Origin of the sequence: Bradyrhizobium sp. BRP22 (genome assembly GCF_020194175.1) — a bacterium.
Taxonomy (GTDB): domain Bacteria; phylum Pseudomonadota; class Alphaproteobacteria; order Rhizobiales; family Xanthobacteraceae; genus Bradyrhizobium.
This window is the reverse complement of sequence record NZ_JADYVX010000007.1, coordinates 76,896-91,239: the sequence shown is the minus strand read 5'-3', so window position 1 is coordinate 91,239 and position 14,344 is coordinate 76,896. Positions and strand designations below refer to the sequence as shown.

14 protein-coding genes are annotated in these 14,344 nt (G+C 63.7%); 8 read left to right on the top strand and 6 right to left on the bottom strand.

Annotated features, from left to right (window positions below):
* The first annotated feature begins 12 nt into the window (after positions 1-12).
* Genes dctP through I6F35_RS11980 form a run of 3 tightly spaced genes read left to right on the top strand, consistent with a single transcriptional unit; the run spans position 13 to position 2,941 of the window.
* On the top strand, positions 13-1,035 hold the full coding sequence (gene dctP, locus I6F35_RS11990; RefSeq protein WP_225117876.1) for a TRAP transporter substrate-binding protein DctP: 1,023 nt from the start codon (positions 13-15) through the stop codon (positions 1,033-1,035).
* Positions 1,032-1,586, top strand: coding sequence for a TRAP transporter small permease (locus tag I6F35_RS11985; RefSeq protein ID WP_225117875.1), 555 nt, complete (start codon positions 1,032-1,034; stop codon positions 1,584-1,586). The genes dctP and I6F35_RS11985 overlap by 4 nt, the downstream gene beginning before the upstream one ends.
* Complete coding sequence (locus I6F35_RS11980; protein ID WP_225117874.1) at positions 1,583-2,941, top strand: TRAP transporter large permease; 1,359 nt, start codon at positions 1,583-1,585, stop codon at positions 2,939-2,941. The genes I6F35_RS11985 and I6F35_RS11980 overlap by 4 nt, the downstream gene beginning before the upstream one ends.
* A 172-nt stretch (positions 2,942-3,113) precedes the next feature.
* Here the strand turns inward: I6F35_RS11980 and I6F35_RS11975 are convergent, their stop codons facing one another.
* From I6F35_RS11975 to I6F35_RS11965, 3 genes are read right to left on the bottom strand one after another with little or no spacing between them, the layout of a single operon-like run.
* Complete coding sequence (locus I6F35_RS11975; RefSeq protein ID WP_225117873.1) at positions 3,114-4,013, bottom strand: hydroxymethylglutaryl-CoA lyase; 900 nt, start codon at positions 4,011-4,013, stop codon at positions 3,114-3,116.
* A complete protein-coding gene (locus I6F35_RS11970) occupies positions 4,013-6,019 on the bottom strand; it encodes an acetyl/propionyl/methylcrotonyl-CoA carboxylase subunit alpha (protein WP_225117872.1) in 2,007 nt (668 codons plus the stop codon). Before I6F35_RS11970 ends, I6F35_RS11975 begins: the two co-directional genes overlap by 1 nt.
* A 2-nt stretch (positions 6,020-6,021) precedes the next feature.
* On the bottom strand, positions 6,022-7,626 hold the full coding sequence (locus I6F35_RS11965; RefSeq protein ID WP_225117871.1) for a carboxyl transferase domain-containing protein: 1,605 nt from the start codon (positions 7,624-7,626) through the stop codon (positions 6,022-6,024).
* A 309-nt stretch (positions 7,627-7,935) separates the two neighbouring features.
* Between I6F35_RS11965 and I6F35_RS11960 the strand changes: the two genes are divergently transcribed.
* Positions 7,936-8,586, top strand: coding sequence for a TetR/AcrR family transcriptional regulator (locus I6F35_RS11960; RefSeq protein WP_225117870.1), 651 nt, complete (start codon positions 7,936-7,938; stop codon positions 8,584-8,586).
* Between the two features lie 26 nt (positions 8,587-8,612).
* Positions 8,613-9,086 carry an Lrp/AsnC family transcriptional regulator gene (locus I6F35_RS11955; RefSeq protein WP_225117869.1) on the top strand — a complete coding sequence of 158 codons (474 nt, stop codon included), beginning with the start codon at positions 8,613-8,615 and terminating at the stop codon, positions 9,084-9,086.
* On the opposite strand, the gene I6F35_RS11950 is transcribed toward I6F35_RS11955, so the two are convergent.
* On the bottom strand, positions 9,083-9,499 hold the full coding sequence (locus I6F35_RS11950) for a MarR family transcriptional regulator (protein WP_225117868.1): 417 nt from the start codon (positions 9,497-9,499) through the stop codon (positions 9,083-9,085). The genes I6F35_RS11955 and I6F35_RS11950 overlap by 4 nt on opposite strands.
* A 91-nt stretch (positions 9,500-9,590) precedes the next feature.
* Here I6F35_RS11950 and I6F35_RS11945 point away from each other — a divergent pair, with 91 nt between their 5' ends.
* The gene (locus tag I6F35_RS11945) at positions 9,591-10,043 is read left to right on the top strand and encodes a DUF2000 domain-containing protein (protein WP_225117867.1); all 453 of its coding nucleotides are present in this window, start codon (positions 9,591-9,593) and stop codon (positions 10,041-10,043) included.
* Positions 10,044-10,069: 26 nt separating this feature from the next.
* Here the strand turns inward: I6F35_RS11945 and I6F35_RS11940 are convergent, their stop codons facing one another.
* Entirely contained in the window at positions 10,070-10,378 is a 309-nt protein-coding gene (locus I6F35_RS11940; RefSeq protein WP_225117866.1) for an ETC complex I subunit, read from the bottom strand.
* 224 nt (positions 10,379-10,602) lie between these two features.
* On the opposite strand from I6F35_RS11940, the gene I6F35_RS11935 reads away from it, so the two are divergent.
* A complete protein-coding gene (locus I6F35_RS11935; protein ID WP_225117865.1) occupies positions 10,603-11,757 on the top strand; it encodes an OpgC domain-containing protein in 1,155 nt (384 codons plus the stop codon).
* A gap of 42 nt (positions 11,758-11,799) precedes the next feature.
* Here the strand turns inward: I6F35_RS11935 and I6F35_RS11930 are convergent, their stop codons facing one another.
* Positions 11,800-13,611 carry a carbamoyltransferase C-terminal domain-containing protein gene (locus tag I6F35_RS11930; protein WP_225117864.1) on the bottom strand — a complete coding sequence of 604 codons (1,812 nt, stop codon included), beginning with the start codon at positions 13,609-13,611 and terminating at the stop codon, positions 11,800-11,802.
* Positions 13,612-13,980: 369 nt separating this feature from the next.
* Between I6F35_RS11930 and I6F35_RS11925 the strand changes: the two genes are divergently transcribed.
* The gene (locus tag I6F35_RS11925; RefSeq protein WP_225117863.1) at positions 13,981-14,262 is read left to right on the top strand and encodes a hypothetical protein; all 282 of its coding nucleotides are present in this window, start codon (positions 13,981-13,983) and stop codon (positions 14,260-14,262) included.
* Positions 14,263-14,344: the final 82 nt, after the last annotated feature.

Here is a 14,344-nt window from a genome sequence, read left to right as displayed (position 1 = left end):
GGGAGAAACTCTATGCTCACTCGCCGCCACGTCCTCGCCTCCGCGCTTGCCGCGCCCGCGGCCCTGCGCTTCGGCATCGGCACCGCCCATGCGGCGACCACGCTGAAAATCTCGCACCAATTCCCCGGCGGTACCATCGACAAGGGCGATTTCCGCGACCGGCTGTGCCGGATGTTCGCCGCCGAAGTGGCAAAGCGCTCGGGCGGCGAGATATCGGCCGAAGTCTATCCAAACTCCTCGCTGATCAAGACCAACGCGCAGTTCTCCGCCATGCGCAAGGGCGCGCTCGACATTAGCCTCTACCCGATGCCCTATGCCGGCGGCGAATTGCCGGAGACCAATATCGGCCTGATGCCGGGCCTGGTCACGACCTACGATCAGGGGCTGCGCTGGAAGAAGGAGCCGATCGGCAAGGCGCTGTCGGACTTCCTGGCCGACAAGGGCATCATCCTCCTGACCTGGGTCTGGCAGGCCGGCGGCGTCGCCAGCCGCTCCAAGCCGATCGTGGCGCCTGAGGACGCCAAGGGCATGAAGGTGCGCGGCGGCTCGCGCGAGATGGACATGGTGCTGCAGACGGCCGGCGCAGCCGTGCTGTCGGTGCCCTCCAACGAGCTCTATGCGGCGATGCAGACCGGCGCCTGCGAGGCCGGCATCACCTCCTCCACCAGCCTGATCTCGTTCCGCCTGGAGGAAGTCGCGAAATCGCTGACCTCCGGCGCCGGCACCTCCTACTGGTTCATGCTGGAGCCGTTGATGATGTCGAAGGCGATCTTCGACAAGCTGCCGAAGAACCAGCAGGACGTCATCCTTGCCGTCGGCGCCGAGCTCGAGGCCTTCGGCAAGCAGGGCGCGCAGGCCGACGATGTCGAGGTCGCCAAGGTCTACGAGAAGGCCGGCGCCAAGGTCGCCGCCCTCGATGCAGCCACCGTCAACAAGTGGCGCGACATTGCGCGCGATACCGCCTGGAAGGACTATGGCGCCAAGACCGCGACAGCAGCCAACCTGCTCAAGCTCGCAAGCGACGTTGCCGCATGATGCATGGTCCGGTCACGGATCAAGCCGAAGGCCAGATCGCCGTCACGGGCAATGCGCTCGTGGCGGGGCTGTCGCGCGGGCTTGCCATCTGCAACAACATCATCGTCGTGTTCGCGTCGATCGCGCTGATCGCGGCCTGCGTGATCCTGAGCTACAGCGTGCTCGGCCGCGCCCTCTTCCACAGCCCGAACTACTGGCAGGACGAGGCCGCGGTGTTCCTGCTGGTCGGCGCGACCTTCATGACGGCAGCCTATGTGCAGGGCCAGCGCGGCCATGTCAGCATCGAGGCCTTTGTCGGGCTGATGTCGCCGCTCGCCAATCGCGTCAGGCTGTGGCTGGTGGATGTCGCGAGCCTGGCCTTCTGCGCCTTCTTCGCCTGGAAGTCCTGGACATTGGCGCATGAGGCCTATGTCGACGGCCAGGTCTCGAACTCGATGTGGTCGCCGCCGCTCGCAATCCCCTACGTGCTGATGGCGCTTGGCATGACCCTGCTCTGCCTGCAGCTTGTGCTGCAGATCATCATTCCCTTGATGGGTGGCGCGCGCCGATGAGTGTGCTTGGTATCGGCATCAGTTACGGGCTTGCCACCCTGTTTGCGATGTTCTCGGGCATGCCCATTGCATTTGCCCTGGGCGCGGTCGCGGTCGTGTTCATGGCCATCTATATGCCGACGGCCTCGCTCGATACGGTGACGCAGAACGTCTACGAGGAGATGGCTTCGATCACGCTGCTGTCGATCCCGCTGTTCATCCTCAAGGGCGCGGCGATCGGCAAGTCGCGCGCGGGCCAGGATCTCTATTCGGCCCTGCACGCGTGGCTGCACCGCGTGCCCGGCGGGCTCGGCGTCGCCAACGTGTTCGCCTGCGCGCTGTTTGCTGCGATGGCGGGCTCGTCACCCGCGACCTGCTCGGCAATCGGTTCGGCCGGCATCCCCGAAATGCGCAAGCGCGGCTATTCCGGCGGCTTTGCCGCAGGCATCATCGCCGCCGGCGGCACGCTGGGCATCCTGCTGCCGCCCTCGATCACCATGATCCTGTTCGCGGTGGCGGCGGAAAAGTCGCTGGGGCGGCTGTTCCTCGCCGGCATCGGACCGGGCCTGTTGCTGGTGACGCTGTTCGGCGTCTACGCCATGTATCGTTTCCGTAAAGAGTATGCGGCCGCCCGCGCCGCCTATGACGCGACCGGCGCCGCCTCTGCGATCCTGCAGCGCGACGAGTTCACGATGGCCGATCGCTTCAACGCGCTGCCCCGGGTGCTGCCGTTCGTGCTGCTCCTGACCGGCGTGATGATCGCGCTCTATGGCGGCTATGCGACGCCGTCGGAGACTGCCGGCCTCGGCGGACTGTTGGCGCTGGCGCTGATCGCGGTGATCTACAGCGTCTGGACACCGAGCGACCTCGAGCCGATCCTGAAATCGACCATCCGCGAGTCGACCATGCTGATGATGATCATCGGCATGTCGCTGCTCTATTCCTACGTGATGAGCTATCTGCACATCTCGCAATCGGCCGCGGAGTCGATCGTCGCCATGCACCTGCCGCGCTGGGAGCTGCTGGTGGCGATCCTGCTGATGGTCGTCGTGCTCGGCTTCTTCCTGCCGCCGGTCTCGATCATCCTGATGACCGCGCCGATCATCCTGCCGCCGCTCCGTGCTGCCAATTTCGACATCATCTGGTTCGGCGTGGTGATGACCATCGTAATGGAGATGGGCCTGATCCATCCGCCGGTGGGCCTCAACATCTTCGTCATCCGCAACGTCGCGCCCGATATCCCCTTGAGCGAGGTGATCTGGGGCACGCTGCCCTTCGTGCTCTTGATGATGCTGGCGGTGCTGCTGTTGTGCTTCTTCCCGGGGATCTCGACGTGGCTGCCGGATTTGGTCATGGGGCCGGAGGGAGTGCGGTAACTCTCATCCGTCATTGCGAGCCAAGCGAAGCAATCCATTGCTTCTACGGATGCAAGCGGCGAAATGGATTGCTTCGCTTGGCTCGCAATGACGACAGCTCGTTGTAGTGCCGCCCCCCACTTCTTGCGGAGTGCGAATGGTGGGTTTCGCTCCGCTCTACTCACCCACGAAGTTAGCGTTTCTTCTTCGCGTTCAACGCCGAGGCCACACGGCTCACCGGCGGGCGGCCGAGCAGGCGGCTGACCTCATTGGTCGCGGCGAGCAGCTTTTCCATATCGACACCGGTCGCAATCCCCATGCCCTCGAGCATGTAGACCACGTCTTCCGTCGCGACGTTGCCGGTCGCGCCGGGCGCGTAGGGGCAACCGCCGAGACCGCCGGCCGCGGAATCGATGACGCGGACGCCCTCCCCCATGCCGGCATAGAGATTGGCGAGCGCCTGGCCATAGGTGTCGTGGAAGTGCATCGCGAGGTTCTGCACGGGCACCTCGCCTGCAACCGCACGCATCAGGTCTCGCGCCTTGAGCGGCGTGCCGACGCCGATGGTATCGCCGAGCGAGATCTCGTAGCAGCCGAGATCCCACAAGGCCCTGGCGACGTCGACGACCGCCTGCGGCCTCACCTCGCCGTCGAAGGGGCAGCCGAGCACGCAGGAGATATAGCCGCGCACCTTGATGCCGTCAGCCTTGGCACGCGCCAGCACCGGCTTGAAGCGCTCGATCGATTCCGCGACCGAACAATTGATGTTGGCGCGCGAAAAACCCTCGGACGCCGACGCAAATACCGCGATCACCCTGGCGCCGGCGGCTTGCGAGGCCTCATAGCCCTTCTCGTTCGGCACCAGCACGTGGAATTCGCCGGGCAGATGGCTGACACCGCGCAGCACCTCGGCCGATCCCACCATCTGCGGAACCGCTTTCGGCGACACGAAGGCGCCGACCTCGACGATCGGCAAACCGGCGCCGATCAGGCGCTCGATGAAGGCGATCCGATCGGGGACGCTGATCGGCGTCTTCTCGTTCTGCAGCCCGTCGCGCGGGCCGACCTCGATGATGCGGACGCTGTCGCTCATCACGCGTCTACCGGTTCGAGTTCGGCGAGTTCGACGCCCTCGCCGACAATATCGCCGACCTTGCACATCAGCCTCGTCAGCACGCCTGCAAACGGCGCCCGCAGGGTCTGCTCCATCTTCATGACCTCCAGCGTCAGGATCGCCGCGCCCTTCTCCAGGGTCGCGCCCTCTTCCGCAAGCAGCGCGACCACGGTGCCCGGCAGCGGCGCCACGATCTTGTCCTCGCCGACCTGCTCCTCGGTCTCGCCGCCGAACGGATCGACCCAATGCAGGTCGAAGCGGCCGTTGCGGGTGCGCAGGTAGAGCTCGTGACCTTCGACCACGGCGACGACACGCGATCTCGTCCCATCAAGCGTCAGGTCAAAGCCGCCATCCGCGGCCGGCGCCAGCGCCAGCGCGAACTCGCGGTTACCAACCGACACCGTCGAGGGCCCGTTGCCATAACGCAGCGTCACTTTCTGCTCACCGCCCTGTCCCTGCCGGAACGAGAACACCCGCTGCCGCTGGCCGACCGGCATCCAGCCAAAGGTATGCCACGGCGAATGCGCTTCCTTTCGTGCCGCTTTCTGCTCCTCGTTCAGGATCGCCGCGACCGCGGCGCACAGCTCGAACGCACCGGCGGCACCGCGCTCTGCCGTCAGGCTCTTCAGCTCGCGCTCGATGAAGCCGGTATCGATCCCATTGGTGACGACGGCGGGATGCGTCACCAGCGCCGACAGGAACGGGATGTTGGTGACGATGCCGCGAACATCGGTCTCCTCCAGGCCGCGATTGAGCTTTTCGATTGCGACCTCGCGCGTCGGCGCCCACGCGATCACCTTGGCCAGCATCGCGTCATAATACGGCGAGACATTATCGCCGCTGCGATAGCCGGCATCGATGCGCAGGCCATCGCCCTCCTCCGGCGTGCGCCAGGTCTTGATGCGGCCGACCGAGGGCATGAAGTTCTTCTGCGGATTTTCCGCATAGACCCGCGCCTCGATGGCATGGCCGTTCAGTTTGATCTCATCCTGGTTCAACGGCAGCTTTTCGCCGAAGGCGACGCGGAGCTGCCATTCGACCAGGTCGACGCCGGTGATCAGTTCGGTGACGGGATGCTCGACCTGCAGGCGCGTGTTCATCTCGATGAAGAACACGTCCTTGCCATCGGAGACGAACTCGATGGTGCCGGCGCCGACGTAATCGACGGCCGCGGCCGCCTTCCGCGCGGCGGCGCAGACGGTCTCGCGCTGGGTGGCATTCAGCGTCGGGGATGGCGCTTCCTCGATCACCTTCTGGTGCCGTCGCTGCAGCGTGCATTCGCGCTCCCACAGCGAGAGCAGATTGCCGTGGCTGTCACCGATGATCTGCACCTCGATATGGCGCGGGCTCTGGACGTATTTCTCGATCAGCATGCGGTCGTCGCCGAACGCCGCCTTGGCCTCGCGCTTGGCGCTGACGATCGCGGCCGACAATTCAGCCGCCGAATTCACCACGCGCATGCCGCGGCCGCCGCCGCCGGCGGAGGCCTTCACCAGCACCGGGAAGCCAATCCGTTCGGCCGCGTTCGCCAGCGTCGCCTCGTCCTGCGCCTCCCCGTGATAGCCGGGCACCAGCGGCACGCCCGCCTTCTCCATCAGCGCTTTCGAGCCGGATTTCGAGCCCATCGCGTTCATCATCTCGGCCGTGGGGCCGACGAACACCAGCCCCGCCTCGAGGCAGGCTTGAGCGAATTCGGCGTTCTCCGAGAGGAAGCCGTAGCCGGGATGAACCGCCTCGGCGCCGGTCTCGCGCGCGGCTTCGATCACGCGCTGGATGTTGAGATAGCTGTCGCGCGCCCGCGCAGGCCCGAGCAGCACGGCCTCGTCGGCGAGCGCGACATGCAGGGCGTCGCGGTCGGCCTCGGAATAAACTGCGACGGTGCGCAGGCCCATGGCCTTGGCGGTGCGGATCACGCGGGCTGCGATCTCGCCGCGATTGGCGATCAGCAGGGTGCGAAAACGCCGGTAGAGCTTTGAGCGGTCCATCGTCACATCCTGAACAGGCCGAATTTCGTCGGCTCGATCGGCGCATTCGAAGCAGCCGAGAGACCGAGGCCGAGCACGAGGCGCGTGTCGGCGGGATCGATCACGCCGTCGTCCCAGAGCCGCGCGGTCGCGTAATACGGATTGCCCTGGCTCTCATATTGCGCGCGGATGGGCGCGCGGAACTTCTCCTCCTCCTCCACCGACCAGGTGTCGCCCTTGGCCTCGATGTTGTCGCGGCGGACCTGGCTCAGCACCATCGATGCCTGCTCGCCGCCCATCACCGAAATGCGCGCATTCGGCCATAGCCAGAGGAAGCGCGGGCTGTAGGCGCGGCCGCACATGCCGTAATTGCCGGCGCCGTAGGAGCCGCCGATCACGACGGTGAATTTCGGCACGCCCGCGGTCGCGACCGCGGTGACGAGCTTGGCGCCGTCGCGTGCGATGCCGCCGGCCTCGTATTTCTTGCCGACCATGAAGCCTGTGATGTTCTGCAGGAATACCAGCGGGATACCGCGCTGGCAGCACAGCTCGATGAAATGCGCGCCCTTGAGCGAGCTTTCGCTGAACAGGATGCCGTTGTTGGCGATAATGCCGACCGGAAAGCCCCAGATGTGGGCGAAGCCGCAGATCAGCGTCGTGCCATAGAGCCTCTTGAACTCGTCGAACTCAGAGCCGTCGACGATCCGCGCGATGATGTCGTGAACATCGAACGGCTTGCGGCCGTCGGCGGAGACCACGCCATAGACCTCGTCGGCCGGATAAAGCGGCTCCCGCGGTTCGCGCATGTTGAGCGCGGCGCGATTGGGTGGCTTCAGCGTGGCGACGATGCGCCGGGCGATGCCGATCGCATGCGCATCGTTCTGCGCGTAGTGGTCGGTCACGCCGGATTGCCGCGAATGCACGTCGGCGCCGCCGAGTTCTTCGGCGGTGACGACCTCGCCGGTGGCGGCCTTCACCAGCGGCGGACCGCCGAGGAAGATCGTGCCCTGATTGCGCACGATGATGCTCTCGTCCGACATCGCTGGTACATAGGCGCCGCCGGCGGTGCAGGAGCCCATCACGATCGCGATCTGCGGAATACCCTGCGCCGACATCTGCGCCTGGTTGTAGAAGATGCGTCCGAAATGCCGCTCGTCCGGGAAGATCTCGTCCTGCAACGGCAGGAAGGCACCGCCGGAATCGACCAGGTAGACGCAGGGCAGATTGTTCTGCCGCGCGATGTCCTGGGCGCGCAGGTGCTTCTTCACCGTCATCGGATAATAGGTGCCGCCCTTGATTGTGGCGTCATTGGCGACGATGATGCATTCGCGGCCCGCAATGCGGCCGACCCCGGTGATCACGCTCGCCGAATGCACGTCGCCGCCATAAAGCCCGTTGGCGGCGAGCGGCGACAATTCCAGGAACGCGGTGCCGGGATCGACCAGCAGGTCGACGCGGTCGCGCGCCAGCATCTTGCCGCGCGCGGTATGGCGGGCGCGCGACGCCTCGCCTCCGCCGCCCGCAACCTGGCTGAGCTTGTCGCGGAGGTCGGCGACGAGGCCGCGCATCACCTCGGCATTGCGGGAAAATTCCTGGGACTTGGGATCGATCGTGGAATGAAGCTGCATGTTGCGCTGTTCTGCCGCGTGTTTCGCTAACCTTCAAACTAGAATATCGCGGCTCGTCGCGCGATAGGCTCGGGCGTCCAGGTGAGGCGTTTCCGTCTCGCGAAATTGACCGCCGCTGCGGGGTTCGGCGCCATAATTCCTCCCATCCTCTTGGAATTCTATAACGAACGATCATACGTTTTTTTAACACGGTCTCAAGAGGCGTGAGTTCGATCGAACGATCCAACTATAGCCCATTGATTTCACTTGAGTTTCCAATTACAAACATACGATCGTTCGCTTGTTTCCGCAGCTTACGCAAGGGTTCTGATGGCGCGCACGATCGGCTCACATGGCCCGACGACACTGGAGGCGATCCGGAAAGCCGGAACGCGGCTGATCTTCGAGCATGGCTATGAGGCAATGAGCCTGCGCCAGCTCGCCGCCGAGGTCGGAATCCAGGCGGGATCGCTCTACAACCATATCAGCACCAAGCAGGAATTGCTGTTCGACCTGGTGCAGCACCATATCAATGAACTGCTGCGCCAGCTCGACCTCGCGCTCGACGGCAAGCGCGGGCCGGAGGAAAGGCTCCGCGCCTTCGTCGCCTTCCACGTCAGCTATCACATGACGCGCAAGCGCGACGTCTTCATCGCGAATTCCGAGCTGCGCAGCCTGGAGCCGAAGAACTACGCGGCGGTGATCGCCCTGCGCGAAACCTATGAGCGGCGCCTTGCCGAAATCCTCGAGGAAGGTGCGGCGCAAGGCGTGTTCGAGGTAGTGGATGTCCAGATCGCGACCTTTGCGATCCTGGCGATGTTGACCGGACCCTGCACCTGGTATCGTCCCGGCGGGCGGCTCTCGAAGGAGGCCATCATCGCCACCCATGAAAAGCTGGTGCTGTCGGGCATCGCTCCGCAAGCAGCCGCTCCCCCTGCCCGCGTCAGCCGCAGGGCAACACGGCGCGTCGCCGCAGGTTAGTTCGTTCGCCAACGCACGAGGCATTGATGACGGAGCGCGCCGGGCTCGACGAGATCGATCTGAAGATTTTGTCCGAGCTGCAGCAGGACGGGCGGCTGCGCTACAACGAGCTGGCGGAGCGCGTCGGCATCTCCGCTCCGGCCTGTCTGCGCCGCGTCCGCGCGCTGCGTAGCCGCGGCGTCATCAGGGACGTCCGCGCCAATCTCGACGAACGGGCGCTCGGCTACGAGGTGGTATCTTTTGTCTTGATACGGTTGACCAGCCAGAACCAGACCACGCTGGAGGCGTTCGAAGCATCGATTGCCCGTTTGCCGCTGGTGCAGCAGTGCTGGCGCATTTCGGGCGAAGCGGACTTCCTGCTCAAATGCGTCGCGCGCAGTGTGCAGGGCATGCACCAGCAGCTCCTGCAGTTTTCGGGGATGCCCGAGCTGCGCACCATCAGGAGCTTTCCGGTGCTCGGCGTCTCCAAGGATGCGCCATTGCCGCTACCGCTTCCCTAACTGGACGTACCAACCTTGCGCAGCATGCGGTGGAAGCGCGGCCAATCCTTGCCGAGGAGTTCCGCGACTTCGGCATTGAGCTTTTCCATCGCGGAATCCAGCGGGGACCGCAGCGCCCGGCCGCGATCGGTCAGGTAAAGCTGGTAGATGCGCCGGTCGCTCTCATCGGCGTGGCGCCTGATCAGACCCGAGCGTTCGAGCCGATCGATGACGCCGGTCATGGTCGCGCTGTCGATCGCGAGCCGCGCGCCAAGTTCAGCCGCCGTCTGCGCTTCCTTTTCCCAGAGCACGCATAGCGCGGCGTACTGCACCGGCGTCACATCGTGTTCAGCCAGCAGTTCCTTGGCGCGCCGCGTCACCCGCTGCTGCGCCTTTCCAAGCAGGAAGCTGATGCACTCTTCGACCTTGTCCATCGTTCCCTTGCGGCCGCCAGCGCGTTCCAAGTTGACGTTTTTTACGTACACATGTTACTTGTGTACAAGTTACTTGTACAGTGAGGCCGTGATGAGAAATCCTGCTGATCGCGATTTCGAGCAAGGCCCGGCCGAGCCTCAGCGCTGCGTGGCAGTGATCGATGCGACCTTGCCGCTCGGCAAGGCGGCCAACGCCGCCGCGGTGATGGCGCTGACCATGGGCGCCCGCCACCCTCACCTCGTCGGCGACGCGCTGATCGACGCCGCGGGCAACCCCCATGCGGGGCTCATCCCGATCGGGATTCCCGTGCTCGGCGCGCCCAAAGAGGATTTGCCGCGAATCCGGCACAAGGCAGCCGAGGCGGGAATCGAGATCGTCGACTTCCCCGTACAGGGACAAGAGACCAACGACTATGGCGAATTCCGGCGCATGATGAGCGGCCTTGCGCCCGACAGCATCGAATATCTCGGTATCATGCTGTTCGGTGCAAGGAAGCGAGTCGGCCGCATCGTCGGCAAATATTCCCTGCTACGCGCGCCCTAAGAACGCCCTTACACGCTTTTAGTAAGTTAGTGCGTCCAGGGTTCGCCGCGCCTGAACGAGAAATTGTCGGCATAGGCGATCTGCCGGTGCAGCGATTCCTTCGGCTCGATCACCTGGTACGGAATGCCCTTGCGCTCGCAATAGGCGATCGCCTCTTCCTTGGTGTGGAAGCGGAGGGTGAGCTGCTGCTTCATGTCTCCGGACGAGGTCCAGCCCATCAGGGGCTCGACCATCCGGGGCTGTTCCGGCTCGTAGTCGAGTTGCCATTCCCTGGTCATGGCACGCCCCGATTGCATCGCGTTTTTGGCGGGCTTAAAAATGCGTGCTGTCGTCATGGATCGTCGAACCCTCGGGGATATGCGACACGGAAGCGTGTGGAGGGAACGCCCGGGATAGTATAGAGACACCTTTCACGGATGTGATGGGTGATTCCTGAACCCGGATGTTACCTTCCCCTCCGTATAGCCATTCTACCGCGCTGTGACAATCTGGGCCGCGGATGGTCGCAAGCGGCCTCGCGGCGCGACCTTCTCGAAAGCATCACTTCGAAGCGGGACCCATGAAAATCAACGCCACCCTGCCCGAAAAGGGACGCGACCTCCGGCTCGACCTGTTTCGCGGTGTCGCGAACTGGGCGATCTATCTCGATCATATCCCCGACAATGTGGTGAATTGGATCACCACGCGAAATTACGGTTTCAGCGACGCCGCCGACCTCTTTGTCTTCATCTCCGGCTATACCGCCTCCTTCGTCTACGCCCGGATGATGCTGGAACGCGGCTTCATCGTCGGCGCAACCCGGCTGACCAAGCGCGTCTGGCAGCTCTATGTCGCCCATATCATCCTGTTCGTGATCTATATCGCCGCGATCAGCTACCTGGCGCTGCGCTTCGGCGATTCCAACCTGATCAACGAGTTCAACGTTGCCGGCCTCGTCGACAACGCAACCGAGACGCTGCGCCAGGGCCTGTTCCTCAAGTTCAAGCCCGTCAACCTCGACGTGCTGCCGCTCTACATCGTGCTGATGGGCCTGTTCCCGCCGGTGCTCTGGTTCATGCTGCGGCAGCCGAACGCGACCATGATCGCCTCGATCGTGCTGTGGCTGGTGTCGCGGCAGATGGGCTGGAACCTGTCGGCCTACCCGGCCGGCGTCTGGTACTTCAACCCGTTCTGCTGGCAGGTGCTGTTCGTGTTCGGCGCCTGGTGCGCGCTCGGCGGCGCTCGCAAGAATGCCGACATCATCAACTCGCCCTACACGCTCTGGTTCTGCATCGCCTATCTGGTCTTCGCGCTGATCATGACCATGGCCGGCCGCTTCCCGGATTTCGGCGCCATGTTCCCGGACTGGCTCTATTCGGCCTTCAACCCCAACGACAAGACCAACCTCGCGCCCTATCGCTTCATCCATTTCGCGGTCATCGTCATCCTCGTGATCCGCTTCATCCCGAAGGACTGGGCGGCGCTGGAATGGCGGGTGTTCGATCCGCTGATCGTCTGCGGCCAGCAGTCGCTCGCGGTGTTCTGTGTCGGCGTGTTCCTGTCCTTCATCGGACATTTCGAGCTCTCGATGAGCTCGGGCTCGCTGTTCGCGCAGATCTTCGTCAGCGTCACCGGCATCGCGATCATGACGATCGTGGCCTACTACATCTCCTGGTCGAAACGGCAGGACAAGCCGCTGCCGAAGACGCCGCCGACGCCCGCGAAGGCGGCGTAGGCTTTCTTCTCCCCCTCCCCGCCCTTGCGGGGAGGTAAAATCTCAAGGCGGCGGCGGAGCGGTCGAGGCGACGATGTTCGCGACATCGCCGTAGGTCCTGACCAGCGGCGCGACGACCTTATGCATCCTGCCCTTGGACACGATGGTGTCGTGCAGGATCAGGTTGTCGACGCCGGTGGCAAGGAAGCAGTTCACGGCATCCTCGGGCGTCTCGATGATCGGCTCGCCCTTGACGTTGAAGGAGGTGTTGATCAGCACCGGCACTCCCGTCAGCGCCTCGAACTCCTTCAAGAGCCGGTAGAGCCTCGGGTTGGTCGCCTCGCGCACGGTCTGCACGCGCGCCGAGCCGTCGACATGGACGATCGCCGGAATCTTGTCGCGCCACTCGGGACGGACCGGTTTGGCAATCAGCATGAACGGCGAATCCTCCTCGCCCTCGAATATCTCCTTCATCCGCTCCGCCAGCACGATCGGCGCAAACGGGCGAAACGCCTGCCGGTGCTTCACGCGGCTGTTGAGGATGTGCTTCATGTCGGCCCGGCGCGGATCGGCAATCAGGCTTCGATTGCCGAGCGCACGCGGCCCGAACTCGGATGCCCCCTGGAACCAGCCGATCACACGCTGGTCTGCCAGCAGCTTCGCGGTGTCGCGGCAGACATCGTCGCTGCGCCTGGCATTCACCTGCACGCGTACCAGGAACGTCTGCAGCGCGGCCGCGACTTCCGCCTCGCTGTAGGGCCTCCCGACATAGGCATGATCCATCACAAAGCTGCGCCGCTGCTTCAGGATCTCGAGCCAGCCGTAATAGGCGCAGCCGATCGCGGTGCCGTCGTCGCCGGCCGCCGGCTGGATCCACACGTTCTCGAATCCGGCCTCACGCGCAATCCGTCCGTTGGCGACGCAATTGAGCGCAACGCCGCCGGCGATGCAGAGGTTCTTGGCGCCCGTCGTCTCGCGCAGCCAGCGCGCGCGGGCGAGCAGCACGTTCTCGGTGTCGTCCTGCACGCGCCAGGCGATGTCCTCCCAGTGCCGCATCGCCGGGTTCTTCTCCCAGCTCCCGCTGTCGAGCAGATAAGGTTCACGAAATTCGCTGGTCCAGGCCGGCACGTGCAACTTGCCGTCCGTCATGTCGAGGAGATGTTTGACCTGCTCGCGACGGCCATAAGGCGCAAGGCCCATCAGCTCGCCGCACTTGTTCCAGTCGCCGAACACGTAGGACGAGACGCGGCTGTACAGCGCGCCGAGGCCCGGCATGTTGTAGAATTCGTCGCTGAGCATGCCGCGCGAAGGCTCCATGAAGATCTTCTTCAGGCATTCCAGCTTCTCACCCTCGAACCGGTAATAGCTTTCGGATTCGCGCGCGAGCGGCGACACCGCATCGGCGTTTGGATATTTCTCCATGACGTCGGACTGATAGTTGCCGACGCCGTCGACCACCATCACGGCGCCCTCATCGAACGGCGACACCGCGAATGCGCTGTAGGCATGCGCCAGATGGTGGGAGACCGATGCGACCTTGCCCGAAGTGGAGCGAAACAGCGGATATTTCGACGCCTCCTGCCGCTCGGCAAAGGGAAGAAAGCCGGGCATGTCCTGATAGGTGAGACGTTCTTCCAGCTCGGGCACTGGCAGGATGTAGCAATTGCTCACCACCAGATCGACGTCGTCGAGCGTGATGCCCTCGGCCTTGAGGCAATAGTCGATCGCCTCCTTGTGGAATCCAGACGCGTGCTTCTCGCGCGTGATCCGCTCCTTGGAGATCGCAAAGGCGATCGCGCCGTCGCGCAACAGGCAGGCGCTGACGTCGTGGTCGTAGGTGTTGAGGCCGAGAACGTAGGTGTGCTGCTTGGGCATGGGGACTCGTCAGGCGGGAATCATCGCGTGGCTTAGAGATGCGATCGTGTCGACATCAAGTTCTCTGCAGGATTTTACTGAAATCATTTCGGCCATGGTCCTGCAGCGCACAAATCAACCGATGCGGACGAAGATGAACAAGATGAACGACGGATGAACAGCAAGATGAACGACGCTTTTTGCAAGGCAGGAGTGTAACTTGACCTTACCCGACCTGCCCAATAGAGTTTTTGCGAAGCGGAAGAACATTCGACAAAATTTTGTCTTAGTGCATCTGAACAAGTGGCTGTCTCAAACGTCTAAGCTTAAACGTTCAAGCAAGACAGTTTGGATTGTTTGGATGTCTGGAAGTGACCGGGAGATTCCTGAATGGCTAAACGCTACAATTTCCTGACGCGCTGTCTGGCCGCGGTGGCCCTGCTGTTCGTCTACGTCGCCAGCACCTCCGCGGTACTGGTCGGCGCAACCACCACGCCGGCGCAGGCCTATCGCGGAGGCTGGGGGCGCGGCGGTTGGGGTCGTGGCGGTGGATGGGGTTATCGCGGCGGCTATCGCCGTGGCTGGTATCCCCGCGGCGGCTACGGTTACTATGGTTATGGTGGCCCGCGCTGCTGGTGGACGCCGCGCGGCGTTCGCGTCTGCAGGTGGTAACGTCAGCCCGATTGACGCTACCTCGCTCGATCGAATGAAAAAATCAGGTGCGTCGAAAACGGCGCACCTGATTTTCTTTTGG

Excerpts from the sequence above, each read along its gene's own strand:
- I6F35_RS11985 (WP_225117875.1), top strand. The coding sequence starts at position 1,032 with ATGATGCATGGTCCGGTCACGGATCAAGCCGAAGGCCAGATCGCCGTC.
- dctP (WP_225117876.1), top strand. The coding sequence starts at position 13 with ATGCTCACTCGCCGCCACGTCCTCGCCTCCGCGCTTGCCGCGCCCGCG.
- I6F35_RS11975 (WP_225117873.1), bottom strand. The coding sequence starts at position 4,013 with ATGAGCGACAGCGTCCGCATCATCGAGGTCGGCCCGCGCGACGGGCTG.
- I6F35_RS11950 (WP_225117868.1), bottom strand. The coding sequence starts at position 9,499 with ATGGACAAGGTCGAAGAGTGCATCAGCTTCCTGCTTGGAAAGGCGCAG.
- I6F35_RS11935 (WP_225117865.1), top strand. The coding sequence starts at position 10,603 with ATGAAAATCAACGCCACCCTGCCCGAAAAGGGACGCGACCTCCGGCTC.
- I6F35_RS11930 (WP_225117864.1), bottom strand. The coding sequence starts at position 13,611 with ATGCCCAAGCAGCACACCTACGTTCTCGGCCTCAACACCTACGACCAC.
- I6F35_RS11925 (WP_225117863.1), top strand. The coding sequence starts at position 13,981 with ATGGCTAAACGCTACAATTTCCTGACGCGCTGTCTGGCCGCGGTGGCC.
- I6F35_RS11970 (WP_225117872.1), bottom strand. The coding sequence starts at position 6,019 with ATGGACCGCTCAAAGCTCTACCGGCGTTTTCGCACCCTGCTGATCGCC.
- I6F35_RS11945 (WP_225117867.1), top strand. The coding sequence starts at position 9,591 with ATGAGAAATCCTGCTGATCGCGATTTCGAGCAAGGCCCGGCCGAGCCT.
- I6F35_RS11960 (WP_225117870.1), top strand. The coding sequence starts at position 7,936 with ATGGCGCGCACGATCGGCTCACATGGCCCGACGACACTGGAGGCGATC.
- I6F35_RS11955 (WP_225117869.1), top strand. The coding sequence starts at position 8,613 with ATGACGGAGCGCGCCGGGCTCGACGAGATCGATCTGAAGATTTTGTCC.
- I6F35_RS11940 (WP_225117866.1), bottom strand. The coding sequence starts at position 10,378 with ATGACGACAGCACGCATTTTTAAGCCCGCCAAAAACGCGATGCAATCG.
- I6F35_RS11965 (WP_225117871.1), bottom strand. The coding sequence starts at position 7,626 with ATGCAGCTTCATTCCACGATCGATCCCAAGTCCCAGGAATTTTCCCGC.
- I6F35_RS11980 (WP_225117874.1), top strand. The coding sequence starts at position 1,583 with ATGAGTGTGCTTGGTATCGGCATCAGTTACGGGCTTGCCACCCTGTTT.